Below are 25,455 nucleotides of genomic sequence, written 5' to 3'. Positions count from 1 at the left end.
TGCCTCATTAGCGTATCGACCCGCCGACACCGGCGCCAAGCTCTGCGGCTACGTCCGCCTCGGTTCCGGCACACAATGGATGGCCCCAGCCGGAAGCGCTCTTGCCGCCGGGATCGAGGTCGAAAATGATAGCGTCCTTGCGGTTTGGGTTGACGCCGGCCGGTACCTTGTCCAGCCCGAGTGCGGCCCGCACCCGCCAGGCGACATTGTGGTCGGCACAAGAGGAATCGCCGCTTATCCCGAGGGCCCCGACGATCCCCTTGCCGTCGTAGAGAGCCAGGCCACCGCCAAACACGACGACACCGCCGATGGGCTTTCCCAGCAATGGATCGCTGGAGCTTCCATACGTAGAAGGATCGCCCGCATAGGCTGCCGCCTGATTGACCGGATTGGTGGCCAGGAGGCCGAATAGAGGACCGCCGGGCTGCACCGGCGCGTAGAGGTTCGCGGTGGACAAAGCCATCTGCGCGAGGCTGAGCCCGTTGGCCGTATTGGCTTTTTCGGCGGCGATCAGTCGGCTGCCGGGCCACTGGGCGTCGGCGGTAGGCCCGCTGAAGGCGACGGCGCAGACAGTTCCGTCGCGAGCCACGATTGCCGCCCATTCATTGGTATCGAAGCCGCCATTGCCGGGGCCGCCGCTGGCTTTGACGTTGGCCTTGAGGGCGGCCAGCAATTTGTCATGGTCGGCCGGGCAAGGTGCTTGAGCCCAAGCCTTTTGCTGGACGGCGCCGATTGTAAGCAGGAACAGACATAATGCTACTGAGACAATCCGATGGCGATCCATTAGCTGCGCCGTCTTTGTTGAACACTCCCAACGCGCGAGAGGCGCAGAAGTGCCAAATGGAATGAAATAAATGTCGGATTCCGTCGGCCAAACTCGGCGGCCGGCGCTCGGGATAGTTGATCCTGGCGTTCTCATTCAACCGCAAATTGGAGTTATTCCCGCGGTGGTCCGGGCTCGGCCGGAACGGAGGGCGCTGTTCGCAGTTGTGTCGGATGCTGTCTGCAGTCGAGCAACTGGCTCAATCGGTGAAAGAGCGACGAGCGATCTTGTTCGTTGGAGCCGGAGTGTCGATGAGCGTCGGCTTGCCGTCCTGGCAAAAGCTCATCGAGCACATGCAAAACGAGCTCGGCCTCGACGAGGACATGATCGGCGCACCGGAGGCCAACTATCAGGCCCTTGCCGAATATTACCGGCTGAAGCAGGGGAGCCTCGGCCCTTTGCGCAGCTGGATGGATCGCGAATGGAGCGTATCGCGGGAAAAAGTGCGGGGCTCGGCGATCCACAAGCTTATCGTGTCGCTCGATTTTCCGATCATCTACACCACCAATTATGATCGCAACCTCGAGGTTGCCTTCGAGATCCATGGCCGGCCCTTTGTGAAAGTGGCCAATGCAAAGGACTTGCCCAAGACAACAGGCGAGGTCACCCAGATCATCAAATTCCACGGCGATTTCGACGACGACAAATCCCTAGTCCTGGCGGAGACCGACTATTTCGACCGGCTTTCGTTCGATTCGGCGCTCGACGTGAAGTTTCGCGCCGACGCGCTCGGGCGTACCATCCTGTTCATCGGCTACAGCATGTCCGATATGAACATCCGTCTGCTGCTGCACAGGCTTTGGCAGACCTGGCGCCGGTCCGGTTATGAGAAGAATCGGCCAAAATCCTTCATCTTCATGCCGCAGCCAAGCATCGTCCAGGAGGCCGTCCTCGGACGCTGGGGCATCGATATGCTGACCGAGGATGCCGACGATCCAGAGGACGCGCTGCTCGCATTCCTGAACGAACTCAAGGACAAGGTCGGCCGGCCCGACGGCGCCTGAAAACCAGCGGAAGCGACGAAGCCGTGGGGAACCGGCTGGCCCGATGTGAGTTGGGAAGGCTAAGTTATACCGGATCCAGCGTGTATGAGTGGACGCAAACACAAGCGAAGAGTGCAAGCCAAAGATTGCCTCTCGACCGAGCAGGTCTATGAGATCAATTTCTTTGCCCGCAGGTGTGGCCTGACCAGGGACGAAGCGCTCAAGATGATGCGAGATGCCGGCCGGTTGAAGGTTGGCGGGAAGCCGTCTTACGAAACCGGGTCGAAGTAGCGGCATGGATCTCGCGTCGTGGGCGGCTTTTGGCGGGACGGTCATCCTGATGCAGATGCCGCCAGGGCCTGACAGTCTGCTGGTGATGGCGCGTGGCGTCGGACAGGGCCGGGACGTTGCCCTGTTCACCGTTCTGGGCATGACCCTCGGCGCCGGAATGGTCCAGTTGCCGCTCCTTGCCCTCGGCATATCGTCACTGCTCCAGGCATCGCCCCTTGCCTTTGCGATGCTTCGCTGGGCGGGCGCAGCCTATCTGGTTTGGCTTGGATCGCGTATGGTATTATTACGGTCGGATAGCGTCGCCGTCGACGAGCCGCGCAATGTCGGACCGCTTGCGGCCGCGCGTGAAGGAATGATCGCCAATCTGATAAATCCCTGGCCGATAACCTTTATGGTGGCATTCCTTCCGCAGTTCGTCGATCCTGCTCGCGGATCGGTCACGCTGCAATTGCTGCTGCTCGGTGGCACACAGAAAATGACCGGTGCGCTGGTGCTAGGCACATATGCGCTCGCGTCCGGCACCTTCGGGGCCTGGATTATGAAACGACCGAAGGTAAGGCTCTGGCAGCGCCGCGTGGCAGGCTGCCTCGTTGTCGGCCTCGGTGTCCGCATGGCACTCGGTGGTGGCGCACACCGCTGAGGATCGAGCGATGGCACCGGCGGCCGCCCTTATGGAACATCCATCGACAATTTTCGTTGACATGCTCCACAAGGCGAGAGGTCGAACATGTCGAAGTTCCAAGCCGCCACCCCAGAGCGTTTGCAGCAGCTCAGGCTTGAGGCAACGGCGCACTTTGCGCCCCTCATACTGCGCGAGGCGCTGGTGCGTCTCTGCCGGGCCTGCGGAAGCGATAGCCTCGAACGTTTCGAGAAGACCATGGTCGACCAAATCGAAGCATCGCGTGACGAGAAAGCCGATTTCGACACGATGAAGGAATTTGCCATCGAACAGCTCTATGGCTGGATTCGAGACGTCAAGTCGTCACCGGATATGACACAGCCGCTGGAGAACGTAGATACTCGAAGGACTCCCGGCCGCTCTGAAGAGCCGCAGACGCTGGAAGACCAGTTGCAGGCTGGTCTGGAGGATTCTTTCCCGGCGAGCGACCCGCCGTCGGTCGTCTCCACCGCGATCCCCGGCGGATCGAAGAAGCTCGTCGGAACCGACGAGGTCCTCAGGCAGCAGCGCGAGAAAAAGGCCGAGAACGCCAGCCATTCGTGATAAGCTGGCGCTGGACGGAACTGCCGGGAGGCAGCCTGCCGGCTCACTCGATGTCGGACATGAAGGCTGTCGGGGCATGCGCATCATGCGGCTCGCCCTCGACAAGAATGTTCGCCTCCCAAGCGGCGTCGACAAATGCTTGGCGGGCTTTGGCGGCCGTGATTTCACCGGTCCGGGCGCGATTCAATAAATCTGCCGCCATCAGCGACAGCGGCGCGTTGCGCGCCGGCCATTTCTCGCTTTTCAGGCAATATAATGCTTCGAAAACGGAACTGACCAATCGCGATCGCCCAGGCTTGCCGAAATAGATGCAAACAGGAGTATCGAACTCTATTCTCAGCACCGTATTCCTCCCGGTTCAAGCAAGCTGGCCGCTTCAAGTAAGCTGGGTTTCTCCAGGGTCTGGAGGGCCGTCCGATGGGCGTTTTAGCCAAACGTCGTGAGCCTTCGCAGGTGTTGTAATGCGTGCTGGTGTTTCGGTCGTCATATCGTGCGCCAGAATGCCCGCCTTGCGGGCGAATGCTTCGAACGCCGCGCGCACCGTCTGGGTATCGACCTCGTTAGCCAGCCCGGCGCGACAGGCGTCGAACGCCGCCTTGTGCGCCGGGCCGCGGCTCGGCCATTCGTTCAAGACGTCATAGGCCTGCCAGACATTTTCGACATGGCGAGGGAAACCAAGGCCGACGAGAATTGGAACGGGGCGGCCAAACGATTTTTTTGTCATCTGTGTCTCCGCGAAAGAGCCTGTCGCATCAACGCTCGGGACGGACAGAGGCCGATGCTCTTTAACGCGGGATTGCTGCACGGGTTGCAGCGGGTTTGTTCGATCGTGCGGCGGCCGGTCGTGCCATTATTTGTTGGTCCGCATCTTCTGCCGGGGATTGATGCCGCCTTGGGGCGTGGTGTCGTTCTCGACATCACCTTCGAACGTGTTGTCGCCCTGATCGAGCCGGTCGCCCTCCTTGATCGTACCCTTGGAACTGCCGATGCCGGGATCGTTGGCGAGGTCGCTATCGGCCGGCGTTTTGCCTTTAACGTGCTTGTTTCCTGTCATGGATTCCTCCTGTTTTTGAGGTGGCGGGCTGTCCTTGAGGTGGCGGCCAAGGCTCGCGCCAGTAGCGGCGCCCCGGATTTTCGCAGACCTCGATTCGAACTCCGCGACACCGGTGGTTGTTCCGTCAAAAATATCGCCGTCGGCTGGATCGCCCAGCCAAGCCCCTCCGGTTTCTGGAGCCAGGTGATTTTCGCCAACCGGAACGATCTTTCGCCCAATGCATTTAACTGGTCTGCGCTCACGAACTCATTCTGGACGGGAGCTGGACCATTGCCACCCACAGCCTACGCCTTCGCGACCCGCGAAACCGAAGAAGTTTCCATCGTCCACCTCATACCCGCTTTAAGGGCTTTCGCCCGCACCTTCTGCCGCACTCCCGATGATGCCGACGACCTGGTCCAGGAGACGCTGACCAAGGGACTGGCCAACATCGACAAGTTCGAAGCTGGAACGCGCATGAAGTCATGGCTGTTCACCATCATGCGCAACACCTACTACACGCGTGTCAGAGCCGCGGTGAGGGAAGCGCCAGGCCTGCTCGACTGCGCTTCGCTGCGGCCGATCTCGGAAGCGACGCAGGAATGGTCGGTACAGGGCAAGGAAGTCCACCAGGCCATCCAGAGCCTTCCCGAGCACCAGCGCGAGGTTCTGATGCTGATAGGCGTGCTGGGCGTCAGCTATGAGGAAACGGCCGAAATATGCGGTTGCGCAGTCGGAACGGTGAAAAGCCGGCTCAACAGGGCACGCGCCGGCGTGCTGGAATACCTTGGCGAAAGTTCCTCGCAAACGCTGATGGAAAGGCGCAGCTACCTGTCCGAAGGACAACTGGACTTCGAAGCCGAGAGGCGCCGCTAATATACATGTGACGTTAGTTGCTGGTTTGGCGCAATCGTCTTTCCACAAGCGCGTGCTGCAATTCGATCGCAAGTTTGGTCAGCCGGTCAGGAACCCTTTCCTGTTCGATGGCCGCAAGCAAAGAAGCGATTTCCCGGTCTATCGTCAGATCGGCACGCGTGCTGACGGAATCTTCCCTTGAGCGAGACATCGCGTTCTCTTGGCAAATGTTGGTCCCTTCACCTCACTCTGGTGGCAACAGTGCGAGTTTGCAAGAATTTGCAGGCTATTCCATGCGACCGGCTTCGGTCCTTGCACAGCTTGGTCAGCAGTTGGGCTCTCGCTGCGTTTCAATTGCTCGCCGGCTGCAAGCCACATGCCGCCGCAACGATCAGTTTTCAGGCCGCCGATCCGCTGAATGATCCTGGTACTGCTCGGACTTGACCCGATTGCCGTCGAGCCCACGCTCCTTGGTGTGCTGCTTCTTGTCTCTGTTGGACAGAACGGCGTTCTCTCCGATCTTGTCCTTGGGAAGATCGGTCATCGCGCCAGCGCCAGCGCCTTTGCCGTGACTGCCGCGGCCGATGTGCTTCTTGCTGCCGGACGCCATCTTGTCCTCCTTCATACTGTCGAGCGGCTTTTCCCGTTCGGCATCCGAACCAGCGTTGGGCCGCAATGTTCCGCCGGAAATCGTAAGCAGGAAGGCATCGCCGTCCCAGTGCCGGAACGGCTTTTCCCCGTCGACGAGGACTTGCATGCCATTTGCATTGGCGAAGTTACGAACGTCGGCGCGATCCAGCGCCGGCTGTCCGCGATAGGAATAATTCAAAAGCACAGCGATGCCCGGCCTCTTCAGCACGCGGGCGATTTCCATGAAGTGCCGTTCCGCGAGGCCGGCCAGCACCAGATAGGGAAAGCTGTCGACGGCCAGCACGCGATCGAGGCTGGCATCGCGAAAATCGGCAAGATCGAAACCGCGGGTAGGGCGGAATTCTACATTGCCGAGCCCGGCGCATCGCCGCCGGGCGATCGAGATCATCGCCACGGATATGTCGATGCCGACGATCCGGTGCGATAGAGCGGAGAGCGCCTGTTCGAACCGACCGATGCCACAGCCGATGTCCAGTATGTCGCGGTCAGTGCCGGTAAAGCCTCGCCTCTCCAGCCATGCGACGATCTCAGCCGTCGCGGCCGAGAGCTTTTCCTCATTGCCCAGCGACGACAGCTGGACGCTCGCCGCCGGGGAGATCGCCGCCGCCGCGTCAAATCCTGCCGCCAGCCGCTTGACCACCGCATCGTCGGTCTCGTCCTCCCCGCGTTCGTGCCGAACCGCAGCACCTGTTTTGCGCAGCGTGGCGAAGATCTCGGGCCTGCGCTGAAGCAGGCCGGCAATCCGCTGTAGTTTCGCCGTCTTTCGCGGGTCGGCCGAGTGCATATTTTGCGCAATCGTCGCCAGTTCTACGGCGTCGATTCCTGTCTCGAAACGGAGAGCCAGCCTGGCGATGACGGCTTCGACGCCGGCACCATCTGCCATGCACTCCTCCAGCACCTGTGTTGCTGATGTCGCCCGCCGAGATCTCGATCGGGTCGCGTTCACCGCCCTTTGCTCCGCGTCCAGATCTTGCGCAGCGTCCACCGGTCGACGGCGCCCCAGCTGTATTTGTAGGCCTCTTGCCCGCGCAGAAAATCGAAGTCTTCCGCGCCTTCGCAGATCGCCTGGCTTATCGCCTGGCCGATGAGCAGCGCGCCGGGACTTTCCTCCGCATAGGCCGGATCGAAGCCACCGAGGTAAGCGTAAGCGCGGCCTCGATGATGAAACCCGTAATAAGCGCCCACGATCGCGCCACCGATAGCGACAAGCCAGCATCGGGCAAGTGCCTGAGCAACCAGCTGCGGCAGCGCCTGACGATGGAATTCTTCCACCCGGCTGTCGGACAGGACGCCGTCGCCGTGTCCGGCCCAGCGCGCGCGGTGAAGGCGGATCAAATGATCGAGGAATGTCTGCGGATCGGACAAAACGGGCTCGATGGAGACCCGGCCACGTCTCGAAGCGGCTCTATGGGCGCGGCGCAATTGGCGCCGTCGCCGCGCCGGAACACAGGTGAGAAGCGTCTCATCGCCCGTGAGGGAAAGCACCGGGCAAGCAGCGTGGCTGACAGCCTGGCTTGTTTCGAGCGCGGCATGGCAGATGGCGAGGCCGGCACCGTCGGTCGGCAGATCCGGCAAGATCCACTGTGACCAGCCGATGGAAAGAACCGAGCCGGCGATGACGGCGCCGACCGGTTCGGCGATCTCGGGAAGACAAAGGAGGTCCAGATAGTCGCTCAACGAAATCCCAAGCGGAAGCAATCGCGCGCCAGCTTCCCGGTGTTCCAGATAGAGTGGCGCCAGGCCGACCAGGTCATCGCCACTCCAGACGGCGACCGTCGCAAGCTCACCAGGAGCGAATGTCCGCCACCACGGCACCAGCCATGCGGGAGACTGGAACGGCGTCGCCGAGGGACTGCGCGACCAGAGTTCCCACCAGTGTGGCCCGAGGGCTTCGAGGCCCGCCGCATCGTCGATGATCTCGCTGCGGAGCATGTCCCGCTCACTTCGCCGCCGCGAGCTGTCCGCTGTCTGTGCCGAGCCGTGCCAGCGCCCGATAGGCGTCCATGTAGGAGGAGACCATGCGGTCGAGTGAAAAGCGGCGCCGCGCCTCGGCCCGGCAGGTCTCGGGATCCAGGCCGGACGCGGCAACGATGGCTTCCGCCATCTCGTCGACATCCCCGACCAGATACCCGGTCTTGCCGTGCTCGACCACATCCGGCAGTGCGCCATTCGGGAAGGCCACCACGGGGGTGCCGCAGGCGAGCGCCTCCATGGCGACGAGCGAACTGGTTTCCGCGGCAAGGCTCGGGATGACCAGGCAGCGGGCTGTGTTGAGCAGGCGCCGCTTGGCGACAAGGCCGAGGGGACCAAGGAAGCGGCGCCGGTCGTCCAGCCGGGGTTCGACCTCGTCGCGAAAATACGCGGTGTGGGTTTCGTAGGGGTAGACTTTTCCGCCGACGACCAGCGGCACACCGGCCTTCTTGGCTGCGTCCAGCGCCAGATGGATGCCCTTTTCCGGGCAGACGCGGCTGAGCACGAGCGCAAACTCGTGTTTGGCCTGCGGCTCGCTCAGCGCGTCGGCGTCCACTCCGTTGGGAATCGGCCCGATCAGCCTGGCGCCCGGCGGCGCGGTTCTTTGCTGAGCCGCCGATACCGCATGCAGCCACAGGTCCTCCCGCGCCGGATTGAGAGCGTCGGCCGGATACCAGTCGAGCGGCAAATGCAAGGTCACCAATGTCGGCCCATCGCCCGGCAGATAGGCGTCGAAATCGATGCCGTGCAAATGTACCACGTCGATTGGCCAACGGGCGCGCGCGGTAGCTATTGCTGCGCGATGAGCACGCTGGGCCCGGCGCTTCGCCGCTTCATCGAGCACAGCCGGTTCGGCCGGCGTCTCGATGAGAGTGCCGGCAGCGCTCGAGCCCTGGCAGCCAATCACGATCGAACGGTGTCCGGCCTGTACGAGCGCCTGATCGAGCATCGACAGCACCTGCTCGGCGCCGCCGACCGCATCCGGCCCGACCGGGGCGAGGGGATAGGCGACGTTGAGGACGGTGAGCGTCATGGCTGGCGAGCCGAAGCTCCTCACGCTGCGGAGGCGCGCTGCCTGCCGGCGGAAGGGGCAGCGATGCTGCCGGCATAGCGGCGCGTCATTGCCGCGCAGAATTCGGCGAATTCCGCCGGCACCAGCGGCGGGCTGGCGTGGTGCGGCATCATTCCGCGGTGTTCCGGCGTGAAGCAGAAGGTGACCGTCACGTCGAAGTCGGCCAACGCCTCCATTTGCCGGTCGAACCAGTCAAGTGCGTTCGGCCTGAAACTGTCGGCCCAGGAAAGCCCGGTGCGCAGATTGGTGACGCCGAGCCGTTTCATCCAGGCGACGGCGTCATCCAGCCGGTGATCTTCGAAATGGAACCACTGCACCAGTCCCATTGCCGGCGCGTGGTGCAGGAATTCCTCGAGCGCGGGCTTTGGCGTGCCGTCCTGGCGCAGCAGGCCCATGTAGAAATGGCGGTAGTAGGAAGAGCCTTCCGCCTCGCGATGGCGCGTCGTCGCTTCCCATTCGCGCGGCAGGTCGTAGAGGCTATACCATTGGATGCGCGGTGCGTTGCCGATCAGCAGTTCCGCTGTCCGGCGCAGGCCCCAGGCCTGTACCTCCTCGGCACCGAAGGTCGACACGCCGACCTCGCTGACCCATACCGGAAGATCGGTGACAGCCGAAATTTCGCCAATCTTCTGCGGCCATTCGTGGATCTGCCAGAGGTTCCAGTCGAGCGGAAAGCCGTGCACGGCGACCGCGTCGACATGATCGAGCACGCCGAATTCCTGCATCCGTGTTATGAAGGCGGCGTCGATCGGCGAGATGCCGCCAAGGACCTTGGTCAAGGCCGGATTCTCCGACGCTATCGCGTCGGCGGCCAGGATTGCCATGTTGGCGAAGCGGCTCCAGTCGGGATCGAGCTCTGGATCCCAGTGGGATTTGTTGTTTGGCTCGTTCCAGATCATCGCGGCTTCAATCATTTATCTGTCCTTTCGACGGGTAGATGGCGCCGCCGCCGGCCGGTACGTCGGCGGTGCGGCAGAAATAGACCTCCTGCTCGGGTTGCAGCACGATCTCGAAGCCGGCGCTGCGCAGCATGGCTTCGGTGCAGGCGCGATTGGGAATCCACCAGTTGGTCGGGTCGTCGGCATAACGATGCTCGATGAAATGCAGCTTTGGGAACTCCGGCCGGTCGAACAGGTCGTGCGTCCAGAAATGATAATTCTGCTCGAGTGCCGGCACGTCGGTGCTGCCGCGCTGCATCGACTGGAAAATCATCAGGTCGTCGGCAACGTGCTCCCGGATCAGATCGAGAGCGAGCAAGGGATGGCGCAAATGGTAGAGCACTCCCATGAACAGCACGATGTCGAACCGCTCACGCAGCGCGCCAACGTCGTAGACCGAGAGCTGCTGGAATTCGATGTCGCAGTCCGCAACCTCAGCGGCAAAGCGCGCCTGCGCAAGGTATGCCTCGTCGAAGTCGATGCCGAGCACGCGACCGGCGCCGCGGCGTTTCATCTCGATAGAGTAGAAACCTGCATTGCAGCCTATGTCGAGCACCGCCTTGCCGGAAAGATCGGCGGGAATGGCGTCGGCGAATTTGCGCCATTTGATCAGCGGGTAATTGCCGAGGAAATGATCGGGAGCCGTTTCCACGCCGGCCAGCTCCATATTGTGGAACCATGGGCCGAGCGCATCGATGCGGCGGCGGATTTCGGCATCGGAATGCAGCATGGCTAGCCTCCTTCGCCTGCGAGGATAGGGACGTGCTGGTGGCCGGGCAGCGTCATGGCGGCTTGGTCGTCCTTGGTACCGGCGGCGCTTTCGAGCAGCCGAAGTGCCGTGCGATAGCCGTTGAAGGTGCCGACGTCGACATAGGCGGTGCCAGCCTTGATGCCATGCGCTTCACCCCCGGCGGCCAGATAGGCATTGACCAGCGTGCCGATATATTCGTCGCACCGGTCCCGCTCCCGCCACAGCGCGGCAAGCCGGTGAAGGGTGTGGCCGGGCATCTTGAACGCACCCCAGATCCAGTTCGACGCGGCATTCTGCTGCTTGACCTGGATTTGCTTCACCCGGCTGTTCTGGTCGACAACGACGGCATCGAAGAATTCCGGCTGGTCCACCGGAAACAGCAGGAAGGACAGGCCGTCGTCCGGAAGCGCTAAGAAGCCGTCTTCGGGAAACCAGATCGTATCGGGCAACCCGACCAGAACGGTCTCGTCGGCTGCGACGAGTGGTGCGGCGCGGAAGATGGCGTCGCAAAGGCCGACTGGAGAGGGCTGCACCACGAACAGAGCGGCCGCATCGGCATAGCCGGCAGAATAATATTCGAGGATATCCGACTTACCCGAGCCGATGACGAAGCAGATCTTGTCAGCCCCCGCGCGCACCATGCGGCGCACCAGGTATTCGCTGACCGCGCAAGGCCGCTCGGTATTGCCGTCGATGCGGCTGCCGACCGGCAGAAGCTCCTTCGAAAAGCCGAGCGGCTGGATGCGGCTTCCCCGTCCGGCTGCGGGCACGATGCCCAACATCAAACTGCCTCCTTCAACGGCTCGCCATGCGTGGAGCCGTGCAGTGCATCGGACAGGATGCGGTCGAATTCCTTCGCCCGCCGCGCCGAGGTGTGTTCGTCCAGCACCCGCTCGCGCGCTCGGCGGCGGATCGCGTCAAGCTCGGCGTCGGGCAGGTCGAGCGCGGCGACCACGTCGTCGGTGCTGTTGGCCACGACGATCTCTTCGCCGGGCCGGAAGAAGGCCTCCAGTCCCGGCCACGTGTCGCTCACCATCGCAGCACCGCAAGCGGCGGCTTCGAATAGCCGGCCGGAAGGACACCAGCCCCTTTCGGCCATCGCCTCGCGGGTCACGTTCAGGGTCAGCCGTGATGATGAAAAGAAGGCGGGGTGTTCGGCGGGCGGCAGGTGACGGACGAAGAAAATATTGTCGCTCCACGGGAATTCTTGCGGATATTGTGCGCCGCCAATGATGAAACGGCGATCCGGCAGGCGCGCAGCCGGACTGACCAGCAGCCTTTCGACCCCGGTCTGGCGGTCTGCCGCATACGTCCCGAGATAGGAAAGGTCGCCGGCAAACTCCGGCTTGGGCGGGGCCGGCCGGTGTCGCTCTGGATCGACATGGCCGTAGAGTGGCATGACGCGGCGCGCGCCCAGCATCGTCTTCAGCGCATCGATCGCGGTTCCTCCCGTGTAGCTCAGCACGAGGTCGAAATCCCGAAGCCCTTCCGGCCCGAAATAGGCCGGAGGCTCACCTTGTTCGATTCGCGCCAGCGTCACCGGCGTGTCTAGGTCATAGAAGACCTTCAGCCCGCGACAGGCCTGGTGGGCAAAGCGCGACGCGCTCACCGCATCGGGGCAATAGGAGGTGACGATGACGACATCGGCCTCATTCACCGCCTGCTCGGCAGCGCTCTGGATGTCCTGCCAGTCCGGATAAAGGACAATGCTGCCGCCATCCAGCTGGTCGAGGTCGCGCGTCCCGGCATAATAGGGAGTGTTGCGTTCGAAGAAGGTGATGGACCAGCCCAGCCCGGCCATCGCCCGGATCAATCCGCGCCACAGCGTGGCGTGCCCGTTGCCCCACGACGATGTCACGGTAAGACCGAAAATGACCATGCGCATCCGGCAATTCCTCGTCAGGCAGCTTCGTTGAGTCTGATCAGCTTCGACCCCCAGTCTCCCCAAACAACCGTGGTGATCGATGCTGGGTCGATATCGAAACGAAAGCAGTTCCCCAGCGACAGGCCGAGCACTTTGCACACGGCGGCCTTGATGACGTCGGCATGGCTGACCAGTGCAACGCACTGGTTCTGGTATGTTCCGCGGACCTGCTCGATCAGCGACACGACGCGTTGCTGCACGTCCAGCATGGTCTCGCCGCTCGGTGTTCTCGCCTGCTGGCGCTGGTCGTTCCACACCCGCCAGTCGGCATCCTGGTTCAGTTCCTCGAAGGTCTTTCCCGACCAGGTGCCGAAGTCGATCTCATCGAGTTCCTCGCGGATCACGATTTCACCGGCATTGCAGGCGAGCGCAATCGGATTGGCCGTCTCCTGCGTGCGTTCGCGCGGGCTACAAAAGATTGCCGCTATCGCCTCGCGTGCCATACGGTCAGCCAGATGCGAGGCCTGTGCCCTGCCGGCTTCGCCGAGGCAAACGCCCGCCATCCGTCCGGCAAGATAACAGCCGACATTGTCATGCGCGGCGTGGCGGACCAGAAAGAACGTCGTCGTCATTCCGCGGCATCGAGCATCGGCTCGTCCTTACCGGCGATGAAAGAGAGCGTGCGCTGGCGGGCTTCCGCGTCGGTGAACTGCTCGGGCGGCGATTTCATGAAATAGCTGCAGGGACCGGTCAGCGCGCCTGCGATGCCGCGGTCGAGCGCCAGCTTGGCGCAACGCACCGCATCGATCACGACCCCGGCCGAGTTGGGCGAATCCCACACTTCCAGCTTGAGCTCGGCATTCAGCGGCACACCGCCGAAGGTCGTGCCTTCGACCCGGATATAGGCCCACTTGCGGTCGGTCAGCCACGGCACGTGGTCGCTCGGCCCGACGTGAATGTTGCCGGGCTCCAAGGGAACATCGATCTGGCTGGTGACGGATTGCGTCTTTGAGATCTTCTTCGATTCCAGCCGCTCGCGCTCCAGCATGTTGAGGAAATCGGTGTTGCCGCCGAAATTGAGCTGGTAGGTGCGATCGATACGCACGCCGCGCTCACGAAACAGGTTGGCAAGCAGACGATGTACGATCGTCGCACCGACCTGGCTCTTGATGTCGTCGCCGATCAGCGGCAGGCCGTGTTGCTCGAAGCGGCGGCGCCACTCCGGCCGCGAGGCGATGAAGACTGGTATGCAGTTGACGAAGGCGCAGCCCGCATCGAGCGCGCACTCGGCATAAAAGTGCGTTGCCTCCTCCGAGCCGACTGGCAGATAGGACACCAGGATTTCGGCGCCGCTGTCGGCGAGGATCTTGCCGACATTGGCGACCGGCTCGTCGGCCTCCTCAATCTCGTCGCGCAGATATTTGCCGATGCCGTCCAGCGTCGGTCCGCGTTCGACGCGAGCGCCGGTAGGCGCCACATTGGCAAAGCGGAAAGTATTGTTCGGCGCGCTGTAGATCGCGTCTGCCACATCGCGTCCGACCTTGCCCTTGGCGACGTCGAATGCGCAGACCACTTCAATGTCCTTGACATGGTAGCCGCCAAGATCGGCGTGCATCAGCCCGGGTATGGGCTCATTGCTCCTTGCGTCGCGGTAATAGGTGATGCCCTGAACAAGGGAGGAAGCGCAGTTGCCGACGCCGACTATACCGATTCGAACTTTCTTCGATCCCACGAAACCGCTGCCTATGCTGTTGAAGGTAAGTTCTTCGTGCCAAACCGCCTTCCTCCCGGATTGTTCCTTGCCGGCTGCAAAAATCGTGCAACCGATAGTGGATCAAAGTAGCGCCCGCCGAGTTGTGCAGCGAGGGGTGAGGCCAACCAGGACGGGACAATGATCGTCTATGGCGACCACAAGCAAATGCAGAGCGCGCAACTTGTTCGCGGCTCAGCGTGCAAAGCGGCCGAGCACATTGCGGACATGCCAAGTGGGATCGAGCGCCACGCAGCCCTGGTCGGCCTGTTCATCAGGGCCTCGGAACTGGTCCAGGGCCTTGCCGATGCTGAATTCGAGGCCAACGGCACGGACCGGAATTCCCCACAGCGGATCGCGGGCGCAAATCTCCTGGTCGGCTTGGCCCGGCACGTGGGTAGATCGTGGGAGGCCGGGTTCACGATCGATGGCCCGGTCGAGGCAGACGTGCCGCGAATTTTGGCCGAACTCGAATGCGATGGCGACATCCTGACCGGCTCGGCTGAGGGCTACGCCCATTACGCGCTTTATCCGGAGAGCTATTTCGTCGCCGCGCGGCAGTCGGGTCTCGATGCGAACACATGCGTAATCGGCATCCGCAGCATCGGCCTGGGGCTTGCAGCGATGGTGGCTGCAGCCATCGGCGCACCAGCACCCGTCAGCGTCCGTCCGACCGGCCACCCGTTTCGCAGGCGGCTTGCCGCCGATCCGGAGCTGATCGGTGGCTGGATGACGAAGCCGTCGGCCCGCTTTGCAATCGTCGACGAAGGCCCGGGCCTGTCCGGCAGTTCGTTCCACGCCGTGGTCGCATGGCTGCAAGGGCTAGGCATCGATGCCGGGTGCATCCATCTGTTCCCAAGCCATTTGGGTGGCCCGGGTCCCGAGGCTTCGGCGGACAGTCGCGAGGCATGGAGGGTTTGCCAAAAACACACCGCGGATTTCGAACGCACTTTCCCCGCTGGATCCGCTGTCCCGACGTTGCGGAATTGGGTAGCCCGGACCATCGGCAGCACAGCGGCCAGCCTGGCGGAAACATCCGGCGGAGAGTGGCGTCGCTTGCACTATCACTCGCAGGATCATTGGCCACCCGTTCACCGCGGCTTCGAGCGGCGAAAGTTCCTCGCTTCTGCGGGCCGGGAAAAATGGTCGGTCAAGTTCGTCGGGCTCGGCGAAATCGGAATGCACAAGGCCGGGACTGCCGGGAGGCTACATGATGCAGGCTTTGGCCCGGAAGTCGCCGGGCTGTGCCATGGCTTTCTCGTCGAACGCTGGATCGACGGTACAACGCTGGACCGGGCAAGGCTTTCGAAAGAAAAAGTGGTCGCTCATCTCGCGCGCTATCTGGCCTGGCGCGCAGCCAATCTGCCCGCCTCCGAGCCGGGCGCCTCGCTGGAGGCGCTTGCCGACATGGCCGTGCGGAATACAAGTGAGGCGCTGGGCGAGCGCCGCGCGGCGGAGCTGCAGAACTGGTTCTCGAACCAGGCTTCACCCAAGAATATGCAGCGGGTCGAGATCGACGGGCGGCTTCATCCGTGGGAGTTCATCCTTTCGCGCGGCGGAACGCTGATCAAGACGGACGCCCTCGACCATTGCCGGTCGCACGATCTGGTCGGCTGTCAGGACATCGCCTGGGACATTGCCGGCGCCCGCGTCGAATACAGCCTCTCGGACGCGGCGACTGCGGCGCTTTGCAAGGTTGTGGAAGCGAGAGCTTCCCGTCCCGTCGATGCCAATCTGGTCCACTACTACGAGCCCTGCTATCTCGCCTTCCAGCTTGGCTTGTGGAGCATGGCTTTACGATCTGGCGATGATCGGGAACAGATCCGGCTGGCGGCCGCGGCAAGACGTTATACGGCGATGTTGCTTCGGTTCCTGGATACCCAAGGGCACCTGGGCCCTTCGAGCAGGATCAGTCCAGCCGGCGAAGCATATCCGCTTCCTTTTCGAGGATGGCGGCTACCTCTTCCCGCTGAAGATGCGTCAGCATCAGGCTCACGCAACATTCCAGATAGGTGATGGAGGCGCGCCGCAGGAAGGCAGCCGTCTCCCTTGCGGCCATTTGCTCGATGTCTTTGGCGGATCGCTTTGGATGCACAAATCCTCTCCATGCCGGTACCCTGGCCGAACCGCAAGCTGGACGGGTTGTTCCCGCGACGAGAAAAAGTGACCGACGATCGGCGCGAAACGACCGTGATCTCCGAGGGGAACGTGGCAAATACTGCCGTCAGGCCGGCAGATTTTGCAGCCGGCCTGATGCAGAATGCACGCTGGTGGCAATTCGCCGTGTTCTGTCGACCGTCTGCGTCGTCTCAAGCTCGGTAAAATAGCTGACTGTATGCATCAAACCTTGCCTGAGCGGCACTTTTGGCGACCAGCCGAGAAGCTTCTTTGCACGGGAAATGTCGGGTTGCCGACGACGAGGATCGTCTTGCGGCAGCGGCAGGAATTTCAAGGCCGATCCGGTTCTGGTCATGCGCCTCACCAGGCCCGCCAACTGCAGGATGGTGAACTCCCCCGGATTGCCCAGATTGACCGGCTGGCGCGGGCTGGGATTGACCTCCATCAACCGGATCAAGCCGTCGACCAGATCGGAAACATAGCAGAACGACCTGGTCTGCAGCCCGTCGCCGAATATCGTCAGCGGCCGTCTCTCGAGTGCCTGCACGATCAGATTGGAAACAATCCGTCCGTCCGCAGGGTCCATCCTGGGACCATAAGTGTTGAAGATGCGCGCGACACGGATATCGGCTTTTCCCATTCTCAAATAGTCGAAACACAGGGTTTCGGCGGTGCGCTTGCCTTCGTCATAGCAGGCGCGGGGGCCGATGCAGTTCACGTGGCCGACATAGTCCTCCTTTTGCGGATGCTGTTCTGGATCGCCATACACTTCGCTGGTGGACGCCTGCAGGAAACGGGCGCCGTTGCGGGCGGCGAGCTCCAGCAGATTGAGCGTCCCGATGACGCAAGTCCGCGTCGTGTGGACCGGGTCGGCCTGATAGCGTGGTGGCGAGGCCGCGCACGCCATGTTGAAAATGCGGTCCACAGGTTCGCCAAGCTCCAAGGGCCGGCAAATGTCTTGCTTGATCAGCCGAAAATCCGGACGATCGGCGATCGATGCAATGTTCTCCATGCGGCCGGTAAGGAAGTTGTCGACGCAGATCACGCGCCAGCCGGCCTGGAGCAATGTCTCGCAAAGATGCGAACCGAGGAAGCCTGCGCCGCCGGCGACAAGCACGGTCCTGGTCCGTTCCGCCTTTCTTGATAGCTGCATCTCTATTTTCTCCCGTCTGCGGGTCATGCTGCACTCTCGACATCCAGATCGAGAGCAGAACGTGGCGATTTGGCCCGCGCCAGCAGCGAAACGAATTCGCGGGCTCTCGCGGTGCTTGTGTGGGCTGCCAGGACGAGCGCGCGCGCTTGCCTGGCCATGGCAAGCCGGGCACCGTCGGATTCCCCAGACAGGATGCCGATCACGTCCTCGGTCCTGCGCGCCGTGTGGATTGTCCGCTCCGGAAACAGGCTGTCCAATCCGGTCCAGCAGTCGCTGATGATCGCGGTGCCGCAGGCGGCTGCCTCGAAGAGGCGCACGCTGGGCGACCATCCGGCCGCGATCATGGAACTGCGCGTGACGTTCAACGTGTAGCGTTGGCGGCTATAGAAGACTGCGTGATCTGCCGGTGGCAGGTGTTCGATGCGATCGACATTGTCCGGCCAGGCAATTTCGCGCGGATATTGCGAGCCGGCCACGACGAAGCGGCGCTCCGGCATGCGACGCGCCGGCTCGAACAGCAGCGCCTCCAGCGTCGCCTGGCGGTCGGGGCTGTAGGTGCCGAGATAGCCGAGATCCCAGCGCATTGGATCACCGGTTCCGTGATGCCGTTCCGGGTCGACGCAGCAGTAGAGCGGCTCGGCCCGCCTTGCGCCGAATTCAGCCGTCAGACGGGCAAGCGTCGGTCCGCCGGTGAACGAGAAATAGACATCGAAATACGGGACCTGCCGCCTGGCAATGTACTCGCAATCATCGGTTGAAAGTTTCACCAGCGTAACCGGCGTGTCGATGTCGTAAAAGCAGAACTGACCCGTGCACAGCGACGCCACGACCTCAATGATTTCAGGGCCTTCCGGAACGAAGGAGCCGACGACCACGATATCGGCCTCGCGCAGGCAGCGCGCAAAATTGCGGCGAAGATCATCGGTCGTTTCATAGTAGCGCAAGGCGCAGAAATCGGGATCGCGCAGATCCCGGTGACTTGCGTACCACGGCACGTCGCGTTCGAGGAAGGTGATGCGGTGGCCGAGCTCGTGGAGACCTTTAAGCAGCCCCCGAAAGGTGGTGGCGTGGCCGTTTCCCCAGGATGAGGAGAGCGACAGGCCAAGAAAGACGATGTCGAGTGGCTTTGTCATTCCGCAGCCTCCACGGTCGGGCGCTCGAAATGGCGCCTGAAAATGGCGTCGGCCAAAACGGCCCGTGTCGTATAGGTATGTTCGCCAAGCACACGCCGAAGCGCAGATGCCCCGATCGCCTTGGCCCGTTCGGCGCTAAGGCTTTGCATGATCTCGGCGACATCGTCGCCATCGCGCGCGACCAGGATTTCCTCGCCGGGTTTCAGGAACAGGTCTACACCGAGCCAGTCGTCGGTGATGAGGCATGCGCCGGCACCCGCCGCCTCGAAGACGCGCGTCGCAGGTGAAAAGCCATTGGCCGCCATGCTGTCGCGGCTGATGTTCAGCACCGCCTTGGCCGTGACGTTCAATGCATTGTGGTCGCGCGTGCCGACATGGCCGAGCCATCGGACATTGGCGGGCATCTGCTTGTCGCCCCAGCCCGATCCGCCGAGCAGGAAGCGCTGATCGGCCAGGCGGCTGGCCGGATCGAGGAAGAAAGCCTCGACGCGTGCCTCGCGGTCCGGCAGCCGATTGCCGAGAAAGGCGAGATCGCAGGCAAAGCGCCTATCCTTGCCGACCGGATGATGCGTTTCCGGATCGAGCGCATTGTAGATCGGCACGCATTCGGCGGCCCCCATGGCCCGATAGGCCCAGACCACGGGATCGCCGCCGCCATAGGTCAGCACCAGGTCGATTTCCTGCAGCGCCCGATGCAGCGGATGATCCGGCTCGTCGCGCAACTGGCCAAGCGTCGCCGGCGCATCGACATCCCAAAATACGGTCAGCGCATCGGCACGGGCGTGATCGAGCACCGCCCGCAACAGCGCGTCGTCTTCGAAACCGACGCCGCTCGCCTTGACGACGATGTCCGCCTCGGCCGCTCGCGCCGCCACCTGCATGAGCGCATGCGGGGCGGCCTCGTAGACGACGACGGCACACCAGTCCGGCGCCTCGATATCGCGATTCTTCTGGCGATCGTAGACGTCCGGCTCGTAGAAGGTGATGTCATAGCCCAGCCTGGCCAGGGCCTTGAGCAGTCCGCGGTAATAGGTGGCCGCGCCGTTCCAATAGGACGACAGCAGGCTCGACCCGTAAAATGCGATCTTCATTCGGCGGCCTCCGTTGCAAGGATCGTGTCGGCGGCTTGGCGGCGCCCGCATTCGGCGAGCACGCCGAACAATTCATCCGCCCGGTGCCGGCATGTGTGCCGTGAGCGGATCGTCTCGAGGCCCGATGTCGCCAGAGATGCGGCGAGATCCGCGTCACGCAGCACGGTGCGAAGATGATGCCGCATCTCGAAGCCGGTGTTTGCAAACAGGAAATCGGTGCCGGGCCTGAACAGACGTTCGACATCGGACCACGGTGCCGAAACAAGTGGGATGCCGCAGGCGAGTGCCTCGAACATGCGGATGGTCGGGATGCCGGGCAGGCTTTCGCGATATGGACGCCGCGGGATGTGAACCGTGATGCGGTTCGCCGCGAATGCCTTCGGCACGTCGGCATTGGCGATCCAGCCTTCGTACCGCAGGCCGGCGGCGGCGAGGTCGGCGAGCGCCTCGCGTGGATAGCGGACGCCGTGGACAGTGCCGCTCAGCCCAAGTTCATGCACCGGATCGACCAGGAACTCCCTGATTTCGGTGCTGCGCTCGTCGTCGCCCCAATTGCCGATCCAGATCAGGTCGGCGCTACGGTCGATTTCAGGATGGGGCTGGAACAGATGGTCATCGGCTGCCTCGTGCCAGGTGAAGACCCGCCTGCCCCATCCGGCGCGAAGATAGCTCTCCCGCAGCGCCTCGCCGAAGGCGAGCACGCCATCATAATGTTCAAGCTGCAAGGCGGAAATCGCTTGCGTGGCCGAGATGGCACGATGGTGCGTGTCGTGAAACAGCAGCGTGAAACGGCCGCCAATTGCTTTCGCCCTGCCCAGCCGCGCGACAAGGTCCGGCGCGGTCCACTCGTGCACGATCACCACATCGGCATCGGAGATCCAGGCTTCGTGGTCGAAGGCGGCGTCATAGGTGACCGTCATCAACTCCGGAAAATCTTTCCGGAATCGCTCGATCGCGAAGGACCCTTTCTCGGCCAGCAGGTTCGACCGGCTCCAGCCGTCGGCGGGCTCCAGCGCAATCGCCTGGTGCCCACGCGCGACCAGCTCGCGCATGATGCCGCGCAGGAAATGTGCGTTGCCGTGGTTCCAGTCGGAAACGATCGAATGGGTGTAGAATAAAAACCGCATAATCAACTATCCGCCATGGTGGCCAGGGCCGCCTTGTCGTAGACGCCGCGCATGGCGGTCGCCTGTCTTGCCAATGAAAATCTGCGGCTTCGGCGGGCGGCTGCCTCACCGAGTTCTCGCCGGCGCTGCGTGTCGCTGCAAAGACCATTGATGCATCTGGCGAGATCGCCCGGATCGCGCGCGTCGTAGAACATGGCCGCCCCGTCCCACAATTCGCGGTAGGTCGAGATATCGGCAAGCACCAAAGGCGTCGCCGACATTGCGGCTTCCAGCGTGGCCAGGCCGAACGGTTCGTAGAGCGACGGCGATACGAAAATGCCGGCCCGCGCCATCAGCGAGCGCACTTCCTCGTGTGGTACCGGCCCGACGGGAACGGCGTGGCTGAAGCCAACATGCTGGCCGTCCGGCCCTTGCAGCGAACCGGCGACGAAGACCGGCCATTGCGTCAGGGGGGCGGCCTGGTCAAGCACCGCCGCGTTCTTTCCTTCATCCCACCAGCGCGCGGCGGCGAAAACCACCGATTCCCGCCTTTCGCCCTTCGCGCCCGGCCGTGCGCCGTTGCCGACGACGCTCAGCCGCGCGATCGGCCCGTAGCAGGTTTCGAGCATGTCGGCATGGCTGCGGCTCGGTGCAACGACCATGCCTGCTTTGTCGAAACCGCGCCGGTTACGGTCCTTTTGCCAGGCCCACTCGCCGTCCGCCGCCTGTCCCTTGACCGCGTGGAACCATGTCACGACGCAGGAATGCGATACCGCAACGATGGGGCAGGGCACGTCGAGCGCCGCCGCCTGCGTCGGCGCGTTGAGATGGACGACGTCGACAGCGTAGTCACGTATGAGTGGGCGCAGCTCCTGCTGCAATGTGTCGAGAACGTGCTCGCTGCGGGTCATCCAGTCCGGCGGCGTGTTGAGCCATGTCAGCGCCGCGAAAGACTGGGCCTCCTCGGCCTGCTGCCTGGACGGTTCCGGACCAAGCCCGGCAAGCACGACGCTGTCGCCGCCGGCGACCAGTTGCCCGGCCAGATCGAGCGCATAGCGCCAGACGCCACCGACGGCATCGACGGTCATCAGTATGCGACGCGGCGGGCTCAGTGTCCGCAACATGTGGCCTCCAATTCGGCCAGCGGACGCGGCCGCTTCTCCTGGATGTCGCTGAACGTTCGGAAGGATGCGAGGTAATGTTCATGCGCGCGCTCCCAGGCGAGGTCGTCGGGCTCGCCCCAAAGTTCGCGGTAGCTCGGCGAACTCGGATAAGGATAGAGCGGCACCGGTTCGTTGGCCCAAACGCCGTTGTCGATCAGGTGCTTTCGCCAATAATCGACGAGCGCGGGATCGTCCTCGACCACGCCGATCAGATTGGCCTGCACGAACGGCACGTGGCGCCTTGCGTCGACCAGCAGCGCGGCCAGCTCCTCGGTGCCCAAACGGCAGCGTTTTGCCAGCATGGCGCGGCCTTCCACAGTCAGGCTTTCGAGGCCCGCCTCGATCGAGACGCAGCCGGCGGCACCGAGCAGCTTCAGCAATTCCGGCTTCCAGAGGTCGATACGGGTCTGCACGCCGAACTTCACATCGCGATCGACCAGCGCCTCCAGCAATGCCTTTTGCGGCAGGAAGATCTCGTCGATGAAGTAGATGTAGCCGACACCCTGTGCGATCAGCCGGTCGATCTCGGCGATCACTGCTTCGTGGTTCCGGCGGCGATAGGCATCGCGGAAATCGATCTTGGCGCAGAAACTGCAATTATACGGGCAGCCGCGCGACGCCTCGACCTCCGCGCCAAAACCGACCTGGTTGTCGTCGAAGCGGTGATGGTGGTGCGAATGCGCGGCAATCCAGTCCGATGGCCATTCGAGCGGCGGGTGATCGATGAACGAGCTCGCATGCACGCCGCCGTTCGAGACCAGTTCTCCATCCTCGAAATGGGCGGTGGACGGCACCGCAGTCCAGTCGTCGCGCCGGGCAAGTTCCGCGACCACTTCCTCGCATTCGCCGCGCACGACAATGTTGACGCCAAGCTTGCGCAAAGTCGGCGTCGGCGTCGCCGAGCCATGCGGCCCGACTGCGACGGTGCGACCGCCGCGCCCGGCAAGATGATTGAGGAAATCGGCCGGCACGCGCAACTCGGGCGGTGCGCAGCGCCAGAACAGGTAGGTCGGCGCGGTGCTGACGACGGTTATGTCAGGCTCGAATGCGGCGGCGCGATCGGCGAGCGCGGCGTTGTCGAGCTTCTGGATCTGCCCGTCCAGCATCAGCACCTCGTGGCCGGCAGCTTCGAGCAGCGCTTTCGAATAGCCGAGTTCGAGCGGCAGATGCGGCTGGCGGCAGCCGAAATAGATGCTGTCCTGGTACGTCCAGGACGGATTGACCAGAGCGATCCTCATGCCACGTACCTCGCCGGTTCGGGATGCGGGTCGAGGCGATGACGCTGCAGCCAGTCGGCGAGGTCGCGGATGCCGTTTTGCCACGGGACGTGCGCTTTCCATCCCAGCGCCGCCTCGATCGCGCGTGTGTCGGCGACGAAGAACGGTTGGTCGCCGGTGCGTTCGCGGTCGTAACGGATCGGAACGTCACGTTTCGTTATGTCGCGAATCTCCTTCAGCAGCATGCGCAGGCTGACGGCGTTTTGTGGTCCGCCGCCGAGATTGAATGCCTGGCCGCTGATTTCCTCGATCCGGTCGAGCACGGCGCGATAGGCCGCGACCGCATCGGCAACGTGGAGGATGTCGCGCACCTGCTTGCCGTCGCCATAGATGGTGATCGGCCGGTCGGAGAAGGCGCTAAGCAGGAAGTGGGCGACCCAGCCCTGATCCTCCGTCCCGAACTGGCGCGGTCCATAGATGCAGCTCATACGCAGCACCGCCGTCGGCAGGTCGTATGACTTGGCGTAGTCGAGGACATACTGGTCCGCCGCGCCCTTGGAGCAGCCATAGGGCGTGCAGAAATCGAGGCCGCGCGTCTCGTCGATGCCGTGCGCATGGATGGCCGCGTCGCGAGGCGCGTATCTGCCGTCTTCTTCGCCCATGGCGAGGTCGGCGAGGCGGCCATAGACCTTGTTGGTGCTGGCGAAAACGACGGGGATGCGTTTGCCGCTGCGGCGAGCGGCTTCCAGGACGTTGAACGTTCCGCGCAGGTTGACGTCGAAATCCTCGTCCGGCCGAACCAGGCTCGTGGTGACGGCGGTCTGCGCGGCAAAGTGGAAAACCGCTTTCGAACGCGCCACCAGCGGCGCGAGCGCCTCTGCGTCGCGGATATCGGCGATTTCGATGGTCAGACGGCTGCCGTGCTTTTGCGTCAGCCATTCCAGGTTCTGTTCGACGCCGGGACGGCTCAGGTTGTCGATGACCAGCACCGGTTCGCCATCCGACAACAGGCTGTCGGCGAGGTTGGAGCCGATAAAACCGCTGCCGCCGATAATGGCGATGGGCGCTTCGCGAAAATCGGGTGACTCCGGTCTCATGATACCAGCCCTCGCGCTTCGAGTTCCCGCTTCATCTCGGCACTGCGATCGATGGCGACGGTGTTGCGCACCCATGCGACGAAATCGCCGAGCGAATGCTCCAGCCGGTGCTGCGGCTGGAAGCCGAGCAGTTCGCGCGCCTTCGAGATATCGGCAAAGCAGTTGCGGATATCGCCGGAGCGTGCCTTGCCGAGGATTTCCGGCTGGCGGCCAGGCACGCCCATGGCTTCGGCGAGCAGCCGGGCGACGTCGCTGACCGCGTAGGCCCGACCGCTGCCGATGTTGATGACGTGGCCGCGCGCCTGGGGCTGTTCCAGAGCCAGGCGGAAGGCGCGGGCAACGTCGCGCACATGCACGAAATCGCGCTGCTGTTCGCCGTCCTCGAAAATCAGCGGCCGCTGGCCATTGGCGATGCGGGAGGCGAAGTTCGCCAGGACGCCGGTATACGGGTTCGAGAGCGCCTGTCCGGCGCCGAAGACATTGAACAGGCGCAGCGCCACCGCGTCGACGCTATAGGCTTCGCCGAAGATCAGTACGGCGCGTTCCTGGGCGTATTTTGTCAGTGCGTAGATCGAGGCTAGATCGACCGGTTTCTCCTCGTCGGTCGGCAGCGGCGACAGGACTTCACCTTCCGGCGACAGGGGATTCCATTGGCCGCTGCGGATGTCGTCCGGCTGCCGTCTTGCATTGTCGATGCGCCGGCCGTCTGGCGTGGCATAGAGACCCTCGCCATAGACGCTCATCGAAGAAGCGACCACAATCCGTTCGATCGGCCGTTTGATCAGCGCTTCCAGCAACGTGGCGGTGCCGAGGTCGTTGGCGCCGACATAGCGGGCGATCTCGTACATGGACTGGCCGACGCCCACTTCAGCCGCCAGGTGAATGATCGCGTCGACACCCTCGACCGCCTCTATGATAGCGTCGCGATCGCGAACGTCGCCTTTGATCAGCTTGGCGCCTGCCGGCAGGCTGATTGCCTCGCCGCCGTGCACCTGATCCAGCAGCGCATCGAGAATTGAAACCCCATAGCCATGTTCAACGAGTTCCTGGGCGACGTGGCGGCCGATGAAACCGCAGCCTCCCGTGACCAGTATACGTTTCACGACAACTCCTCATACGAATGGCTTTGCCGCCCCAAACTTCCGGGCGAAAGGTTTGTTCCCTTGCTTCAAC

General features: G+C 63.0%; 27 protein-coding genes and 1 pseudogene. 5 read left to right on the top strand and 23 right to left on the bottom strand.

Annotated features, from left to right (window positions below; translation table 11 throughout):
* Positions 1 to 7: 7 nt before the first annotated feature.
* A complete protein-coding gene (locus tag NKI50_RS06870) occupies positions 8 to 784 on the bottom strand; it encodes a heme-binding protein (protein ID WP_023716604.1) in 777 nt (258 codons plus the stop codon).
* Between the two features lie 212 nt (positions 785 to 996).
* Here NKI50_RS06870 and NKI50_RS06865 point away from each other — a divergent pair, with 212 nt between their 5' ends.
* The 3 genes from NKI50_RS06865 to NKI50_RS06855 all read left to right on the top strand — a co-directional run bounded on the left by NKI50_RS06865 (position 997) and on the right by NKI50_RS06855 (position 3,319).
* Positions 997 to 1,827: an SIR2 family NAD-dependent protein deacylase gene (locus NKI50_RS06865; RefSeq protein ID WP_023716605.1), complete on the top strand. Its 831-nt coding sequence runs from the start codon at positions 997 to 999 to the stop codon at positions 1,825 to 1,827.
* 274 nt (positions 1,828 to 2,101) lie between these two features.
* Positions 2,102 to 2,737, top strand: a complete 636-nt coding sequence (locus tag NKI50_RS06860) for a LysE family translocator (protein WP_352715896.1) — start codon at positions 2,102 to 2,104, stop codon at positions 2,735 to 2,737.
* Positions 2,738 to 2,824: 87 nt separating this feature from the next.
* Positions 2,825 to 3,319: a hypothetical protein gene (locus NKI50_RS06855; protein WP_023716608.1), complete on the top strand. Its 495-nt coding sequence runs from the start codon at positions 2,825 to 2,827 to the stop codon at positions 3,317 to 3,319.
* Positions 3,320 to 3,362: 43 nt separating this feature from the next.
* On the opposite strand, the gene NKI50_RS06850 is transcribed toward NKI50_RS06855, so the two are convergent.
* The 3 genes from NKI50_RS06850 to NKI50_RS06840 all read right to left on the bottom strand — a co-directional run bounded on the left by NKI50_RS06850 (position 3,363) and on the right by NKI50_RS06840 (position 4,373).
* Positions 3,363 to 3,662: a DUF982 domain-containing protein gene (locus NKI50_RS06850; RefSeq protein ID WP_084642356.1), complete on the bottom strand. Its 300-nt coding sequence runs from the start codon at positions 3,660 to 3,662 to the stop codon at positions 3,363 to 3,365.
* Between the two features lie 33 nt (positions 3,663 to 3,695).
* Positions 3,696 to 4,043, bottom strand: a complete 348-nt coding sequence (locus tag NKI50_RS06845) for a DUF982 domain-containing protein (RefSeq protein WP_352715892.1) — start codon at positions 4,041 to 4,043, stop codon at positions 3,696 to 3,698.
* Between the two features lie 126 nt (positions 4,044 to 4,169).
* Positions 4,170 to 4,373: a hypothetical protein gene (locus NKI50_RS06840; protein WP_023716611.1), complete on the bottom strand. Its 204-nt coding sequence runs from the start codon at positions 4,371 to 4,373 to the stop codon at positions 4,170 to 4,172.
* A gap of 270 nt (positions 4,374 to 4,643) precedes the next feature.
* On the opposite strand from NKI50_RS06840, the gene NKI50_RS06835 reads away from it, so the two are divergent.
* Positions 4,644 to 5,228: a sigma-70 family RNA polymerase sigma factor gene (locus tag NKI50_RS06835; protein ID WP_036244131.1), complete on the top strand. Its 585-nt coding sequence runs from the start codon at positions 4,644 to 4,646 to the stop codon at positions 5,226 to 5,228.
* A 13-nt stretch (positions 5,229 to 5,241) separates the two neighbouring features.
* Here the strand turns inward: NKI50_RS06835 and NKI50_RS06830 are convergent, their stop codons facing one another.
* The 11 genes and pseudogenes from NKI50_RS06830 to NKI50_RS06780 form a co-directional block, all read right to left on the bottom strand.
* The gene (locus tag NKI50_RS06830) at positions 5,242 to 5,418 is read right to left on the bottom strand and encodes a hypothetical protein (protein WP_023716613.1); all 177 of its coding nucleotides are present in this window, start codon (positions 5,416 to 5,418) and stop codon (positions 5,242 to 5,244) included.
* A gap of 180 nt (positions 5,419 to 5,598) precedes the next feature.
* Complete coding sequence (locus tag NKI50_RS06825; protein WP_023717099.1) at positions 5,599 to 5,817, bottom strand: hypothetical protein; 219 nt, start codon at positions 5,815 to 5,817, stop codon at positions 5,599 to 5,601.
* A gap of 267 nt (positions 5,818 to 6,084) precedes the next feature.
* Positions 6,085 to 6,642 (bottom strand): annotated as a pseudogene (locus NKI50_RS06820) (class I SAM-dependent methyltransferase); the annotation flags it as partial.
* A 158-nt stretch (positions 6,643 to 6,800) separates the two neighbouring features.
* Complete coding sequence (locus NKI50_RS06815) at positions 6,801 to 7,790, bottom strand: GNAT family N-acetyltransferase (protein WP_352715888.1); 990 nt, start codon at positions 7,788 to 7,790, stop codon at positions 6,801 to 6,803.
* Positions 7,791 to 7,797: 7 nt separating this feature from the next.
* Positions 7,798 to 8,862, bottom strand: a complete 1,065-nt coding sequence (locus NKI50_RS06810; protein ID WP_352715885.1) for a glycosyltransferase family 4 protein — start codon at positions 8,860 to 8,862, stop codon at positions 7,798 to 7,800.
* Positions 8,863 to 8,882: 20 nt separating this feature from the next.
* Positions 8,883 to 9,815, bottom strand: coding sequence for a glycoside hydrolase 5 family protein (locus tag NKI50_RS06805; RefSeq protein ID WP_023716616.1), 933 nt, complete (start codon positions 9,813 to 9,815; stop codon positions 8,883 to 8,885).
* Positions 9,808 to 10,569, bottom strand: coding sequence for a TIGR04290 family methyltransferase (locus NKI50_RS06800; protein WP_023716617.1), 762 nt, complete (start codon positions 10,567 to 10,569; stop codon positions 9,808 to 9,810). Before NKI50_RS06800 ends, NKI50_RS06805 begins: the two co-directional genes overlap by 8 nt.
* A 2-nt stretch (positions 10,570 to 10,571) precedes the next feature.
* Positions 10,572 to 11,372, bottom strand: a complete 801-nt coding sequence (locus tag NKI50_RS06795) for a nucleotidyltransferase family protein (protein ID WP_023716618.1) — start codon at positions 11,370 to 11,372, stop codon at positions 10,572 to 10,574.
* A complete protein-coding gene (locus NKI50_RS06790) occupies positions 11,372 to 12,475 on the bottom strand; it encodes a CgeB family protein (RefSeq protein ID WP_023716619.1) in 1,104 nt (367 codons plus the stop codon). Before NKI50_RS06790 ends, NKI50_RS06795 begins: the two co-directional genes overlap by 1 nt.
* Before the next feature lie 14 nt (positions 12,476 to 12,489).
* A complete protein-coding gene (locus tag NKI50_RS06785) occupies positions 12,490 to 13,086 on the bottom strand; it encodes a histidine phosphatase family protein (protein ID WP_023716620.1) in 597 nt (198 codons plus the stop codon).
* The gene (locus NKI50_RS06780; protein WP_023716621.1) at positions 13,083 to 14,186 is read right to left on the bottom strand and encodes an inositol-3-phosphate synthase; all 1,104 of its coding nucleotides are present in this window, start codon (positions 14,184 to 14,186) and stop codon (positions 13,083 to 13,085) included. The genes NKI50_RS06785 and NKI50_RS06780 overlap by 4 nt, the downstream gene beginning before the upstream one ends.
* 159 nt (positions 14,187 to 14,345) lie before the next feature.
* On the opposite strand from NKI50_RS06780, the gene NKI50_RS06775 reads away from it, so the two are divergent.
* Positions 14,346 to 16,220, top strand: a complete 1,875-nt coding sequence (locus NKI50_RS06775) for a hypothetical protein (RefSeq protein ID WP_352715881.1) — start codon at positions 14,346 to 14,348, stop codon at positions 16,218 to 16,220.
* A 208-nt stretch (positions 16,221 to 16,428) separates the two neighbouring features.
* Here the strand turns inward: NKI50_RS06775 and NKI50_RS06770 are convergent, their stop codons facing one another.
* The 8 genes from NKI50_RS06770 to NKI50_RS06735 are packed head-to-tail and all read right to left on the bottom strand — an operon-like array spanning position 16,429 to position 25,385.
* Positions 16,429 to 17,475: a UDP-glucuronic acid decarboxylase family protein gene (locus NKI50_RS06770; protein WP_352493912.1), complete on the bottom strand. Its 1,047-nt coding sequence runs from the start codon at positions 17,473 to 17,475 to the stop codon at positions 16,429 to 16,431.
* Positions 17,476 to 17,498: 23 nt separating this feature from the next.
* Positions 17,499 to 18,608 (bottom strand): CgeB family protein, encoded by a 1,110-nt coding sequence (locus NKI50_RS06765; RefSeq protein ID WP_023716624.1) that lies wholly within the window; start codon positions 18,606 to 18,608, stop codon positions 17,499 to 17,501.
* The gene (locus tag NKI50_RS06760; protein ID WP_352715879.1) at positions 18,605 to 19,699 is read right to left on the bottom strand and encodes a CgeB family protein; all 1,095 of its coding nucleotides are present in this window, start codon (positions 19,697 to 19,699) and stop codon (positions 18,605 to 18,607) included. Before NKI50_RS06760 ends, NKI50_RS06765 begins: the two co-directional genes overlap by 4 nt.
* A complete protein-coding gene (locus NKI50_RS06755; protein WP_023716626.1) occupies positions 19,696 to 20,826 on the bottom strand; it encodes a CgeB family protein in 1,131 nt (376 codons plus the stop codon). The genes NKI50_RS06760 and NKI50_RS06755 overlap by 4 nt, the downstream gene beginning before the upstream one ends.
* Before the next feature lie 2 nt (positions 20,827 to 20,828).
* A complete protein-coding gene (locus tag NKI50_RS06750) occupies positions 20,829 to 21,929 on the bottom strand; it encodes a glycosyltransferase family 4 protein (RefSeq protein ID WP_352715876.1) in 1,101 nt (366 codons plus the stop codon).
* Positions 21,914 to 23,206, bottom strand: coding sequence for a TIGR04295 family B12-binding domain-containing radical SAM protein (locus NKI50_RS06745; RefSeq protein WP_352715873.1), 1,293 nt, complete (start codon positions 23,204 to 23,206; stop codon positions 21,914 to 21,916). Before NKI50_RS06745 ends, NKI50_RS06750 begins: the two co-directional genes overlap by 16 nt.
* Entirely contained in the window at positions 23,203 to 24,282 is a 1,080-nt protein-coding gene (locus NKI50_RS06740) for an NAD-dependent epimerase/dehydratase family protein (protein ID WP_352638951.1), read from the bottom strand. The genes NKI50_RS06745 and NKI50_RS06740 overlap by 4 nt, the downstream gene beginning before the upstream one ends.
* Positions 24,279 to 25,385 carry an NAD-dependent epimerase/dehydratase family protein gene (locus tag NKI50_RS06735; protein ID WP_023716630.1) on the bottom strand — a complete coding sequence of 369 codons (1,107 nt, stop codon included), beginning with the start codon at positions 25,383 to 25,385 and terminating at the stop codon, positions 24,279 to 24,281. The genes NKI50_RS06740 and NKI50_RS06735 overlap by 4 nt, the downstream gene beginning before the upstream one ends.
* Positions 25,386 to 25,455: the final 70 nt, after the last annotated feature.

Source organism: Mesorhizobium sp. M0563, from assembly GCF_040321065.1.
Lineage (GTDB): Bacteria > Pseudomonadota > Alphaproteobacteria > Rhizobiales > Rhizobiaceae > Mesorhizobium.
The sequence above is the reverse complement of the archived record's forward strand: the minus strand, read 5'-3'. Positions and strand labels throughout refer to the sequence as shown.

What these genes read in the sequence shown, in the direction of transcription:
- NKI50_RS06870 (WP_023716604.1), bottom strand. Translation starts at nt 784, where the DNA reads ATGGATCGCCATCGGATTGTCTCAGTAGCATTATGTCTGTTCCTGCTT.
- NKI50_RS06865 (WP_023716605.1), top strand. Translation starts at nt 997, where the DNA reads ATGCTGTCTGCAGTCGAGCAACTGGCTCAATCGGTGAAAGAGCGACGA.
- NKI50_RS06860 (WP_352715896.1), top strand. Translation starts at nt 2,102, where the DNA reads ATGGATCTCGCGTCGTGGGCGGCTTTTGGCGGGACGGTCATCCTGATG.
- NKI50_RS06855 (WP_023716608.1), top strand. Translation starts at nt 2,825, where the DNA reads ATGTCGAAGTTCCAAGCCGCCACCCCAGAGCGTTTGCAGCAGCTCAGG.
- NKI50_RS06845 (WP_352715892.1), bottom strand. Translation starts at nt 4,043, where the DNA reads ATGACAAAAAAATCGTTTGGCCGCCCCGTTCCAATTCTCGTCGGCCTT.
- NKI50_RS06840 (WP_023716611.1), bottom strand. Translation starts at nt 4,373, where the DNA reads ATGACAGGAAACAAGCACGTTAAAGGCAAAACGCCGGCCGATAGCGAC.
- NKI50_RS06830 (WP_023716613.1), bottom strand. Translation starts at nt 5,418, where the DNA reads ATGTCTCGCTCAAGGGAAGATTCCGTCAGCACGCGTGCCGATCTGACG.
- NKI50_RS06825 (WP_023717099.1), bottom strand. Translation starts at nt 5,817, where the DNA reads ATGGCGTCCGGCAGCAAGAAGCACATCGGCCGCGGCAGTCACGGCAAA.
- NKI50_RS06815 (WP_352715888.1), bottom strand. Translation starts at nt 7,790, where the DNA reads ATGCTCCGCAGCGAGATCATCGACGATGCGGCGGGCCTCGAAGCCCTC.
- NKI50_RS06810 (WP_352715885.1), bottom strand. Translation starts at nt 8,862, where the DNA reads ATGACGCTCACCGTCCTCAACGTCGCCTATCCCCTCGCCCCGGTCGGG.
- NKI50_RS06805 (WP_023716616.1), bottom strand. Translation starts at nt 9,815, where the DNA reads ATGATTGAAGCCGCGATGATCTGGAACGAGCCAAACAACAAATCCCAC.
- NKI50_RS06800 (WP_023716617.1), bottom strand. Translation starts at nt 10,569, where the DNA reads ATGCTGCATTCCGATGCCGAAATCCGCCGCCGCATCGATGCGCTCGGC.
- NKI50_RS06795 (WP_023716618.1), bottom strand. Translation starts at nt 11,372, where the DNA reads ATGTTGGGCATCGTGCCCGCAGCCGGACGGGGAAGCCGCATCCAGCCG.
- NKI50_RS06790 (WP_023716619.1), bottom strand. Translation starts at nt 12,475, where the DNA reads ATGCGCATGGTCATTTTCGGTCTTACCGTGACATCGTCGTGGGGCAAC.
- NKI50_RS06785 (WP_023716620.1), bottom strand. Translation starts at nt 13,086, where the DNA reads ATGACGACGACGTTCTTTCTGGTCCGCCACGCCGCGCATGACAATGTC.
- NKI50_RS06775 (WP_352715881.1), top strand. Translation starts at nt 14,346, where the DNA reads ATGATCGTCTATGGCGACCACAAGCAAATGCAGAGCGCGCAACTTGTT.
- NKI50_RS06770 (WP_352493912.1), bottom strand. Translation starts at nt 17,475, where the DNA reads ATGCAGCTATCAAGAAAGGCGGAACGGACCAGGACCGTGCTTGTCGCC.
- NKI50_RS06765 (WP_023716624.1), bottom strand. Translation starts at nt 18,608, where the DNA reads ATGACAAAGCCACTCGACATCGTCTTTCTTGGCCTGTCGCTCTCCTCA.
- NKI50_RS06760 (WP_352715879.1), bottom strand. Translation starts at nt 19,699, where the DNA reads ATGAAGATCGCATTTTACGGGTCGAGCCTGCTGTCGTCCTATTGGAAC.
- NKI50_RS06755 (WP_023716626.1), bottom strand. Translation starts at nt 20,826, where the DNA reads ATGCGGTTTTTATTCTACACCCATTCGATCGTTTCCGACTGGAACCAC.
- NKI50_RS06750 (WP_352715876.1), bottom strand. Translation starts at nt 21,929, where the DNA reads ATGTTGCGGACACTGAGCCCGCCGCGTCGCATACTGATGACCGTCGAT.
- NKI50_RS06745 (WP_352715873.1), bottom strand. Translation starts at nt 23,206, where the DNA reads ATGAGGATCGCTCTGGTCAATCCGTCCTGGACGTACCAGGACAGCATC.
- NKI50_RS06740 (WP_352638951.1), bottom strand. Translation starts at nt 24,282, where the DNA reads ATGAGACCGGAGTCACCCGATTTTCGCGAAGCGCCCATCGCCATTATC.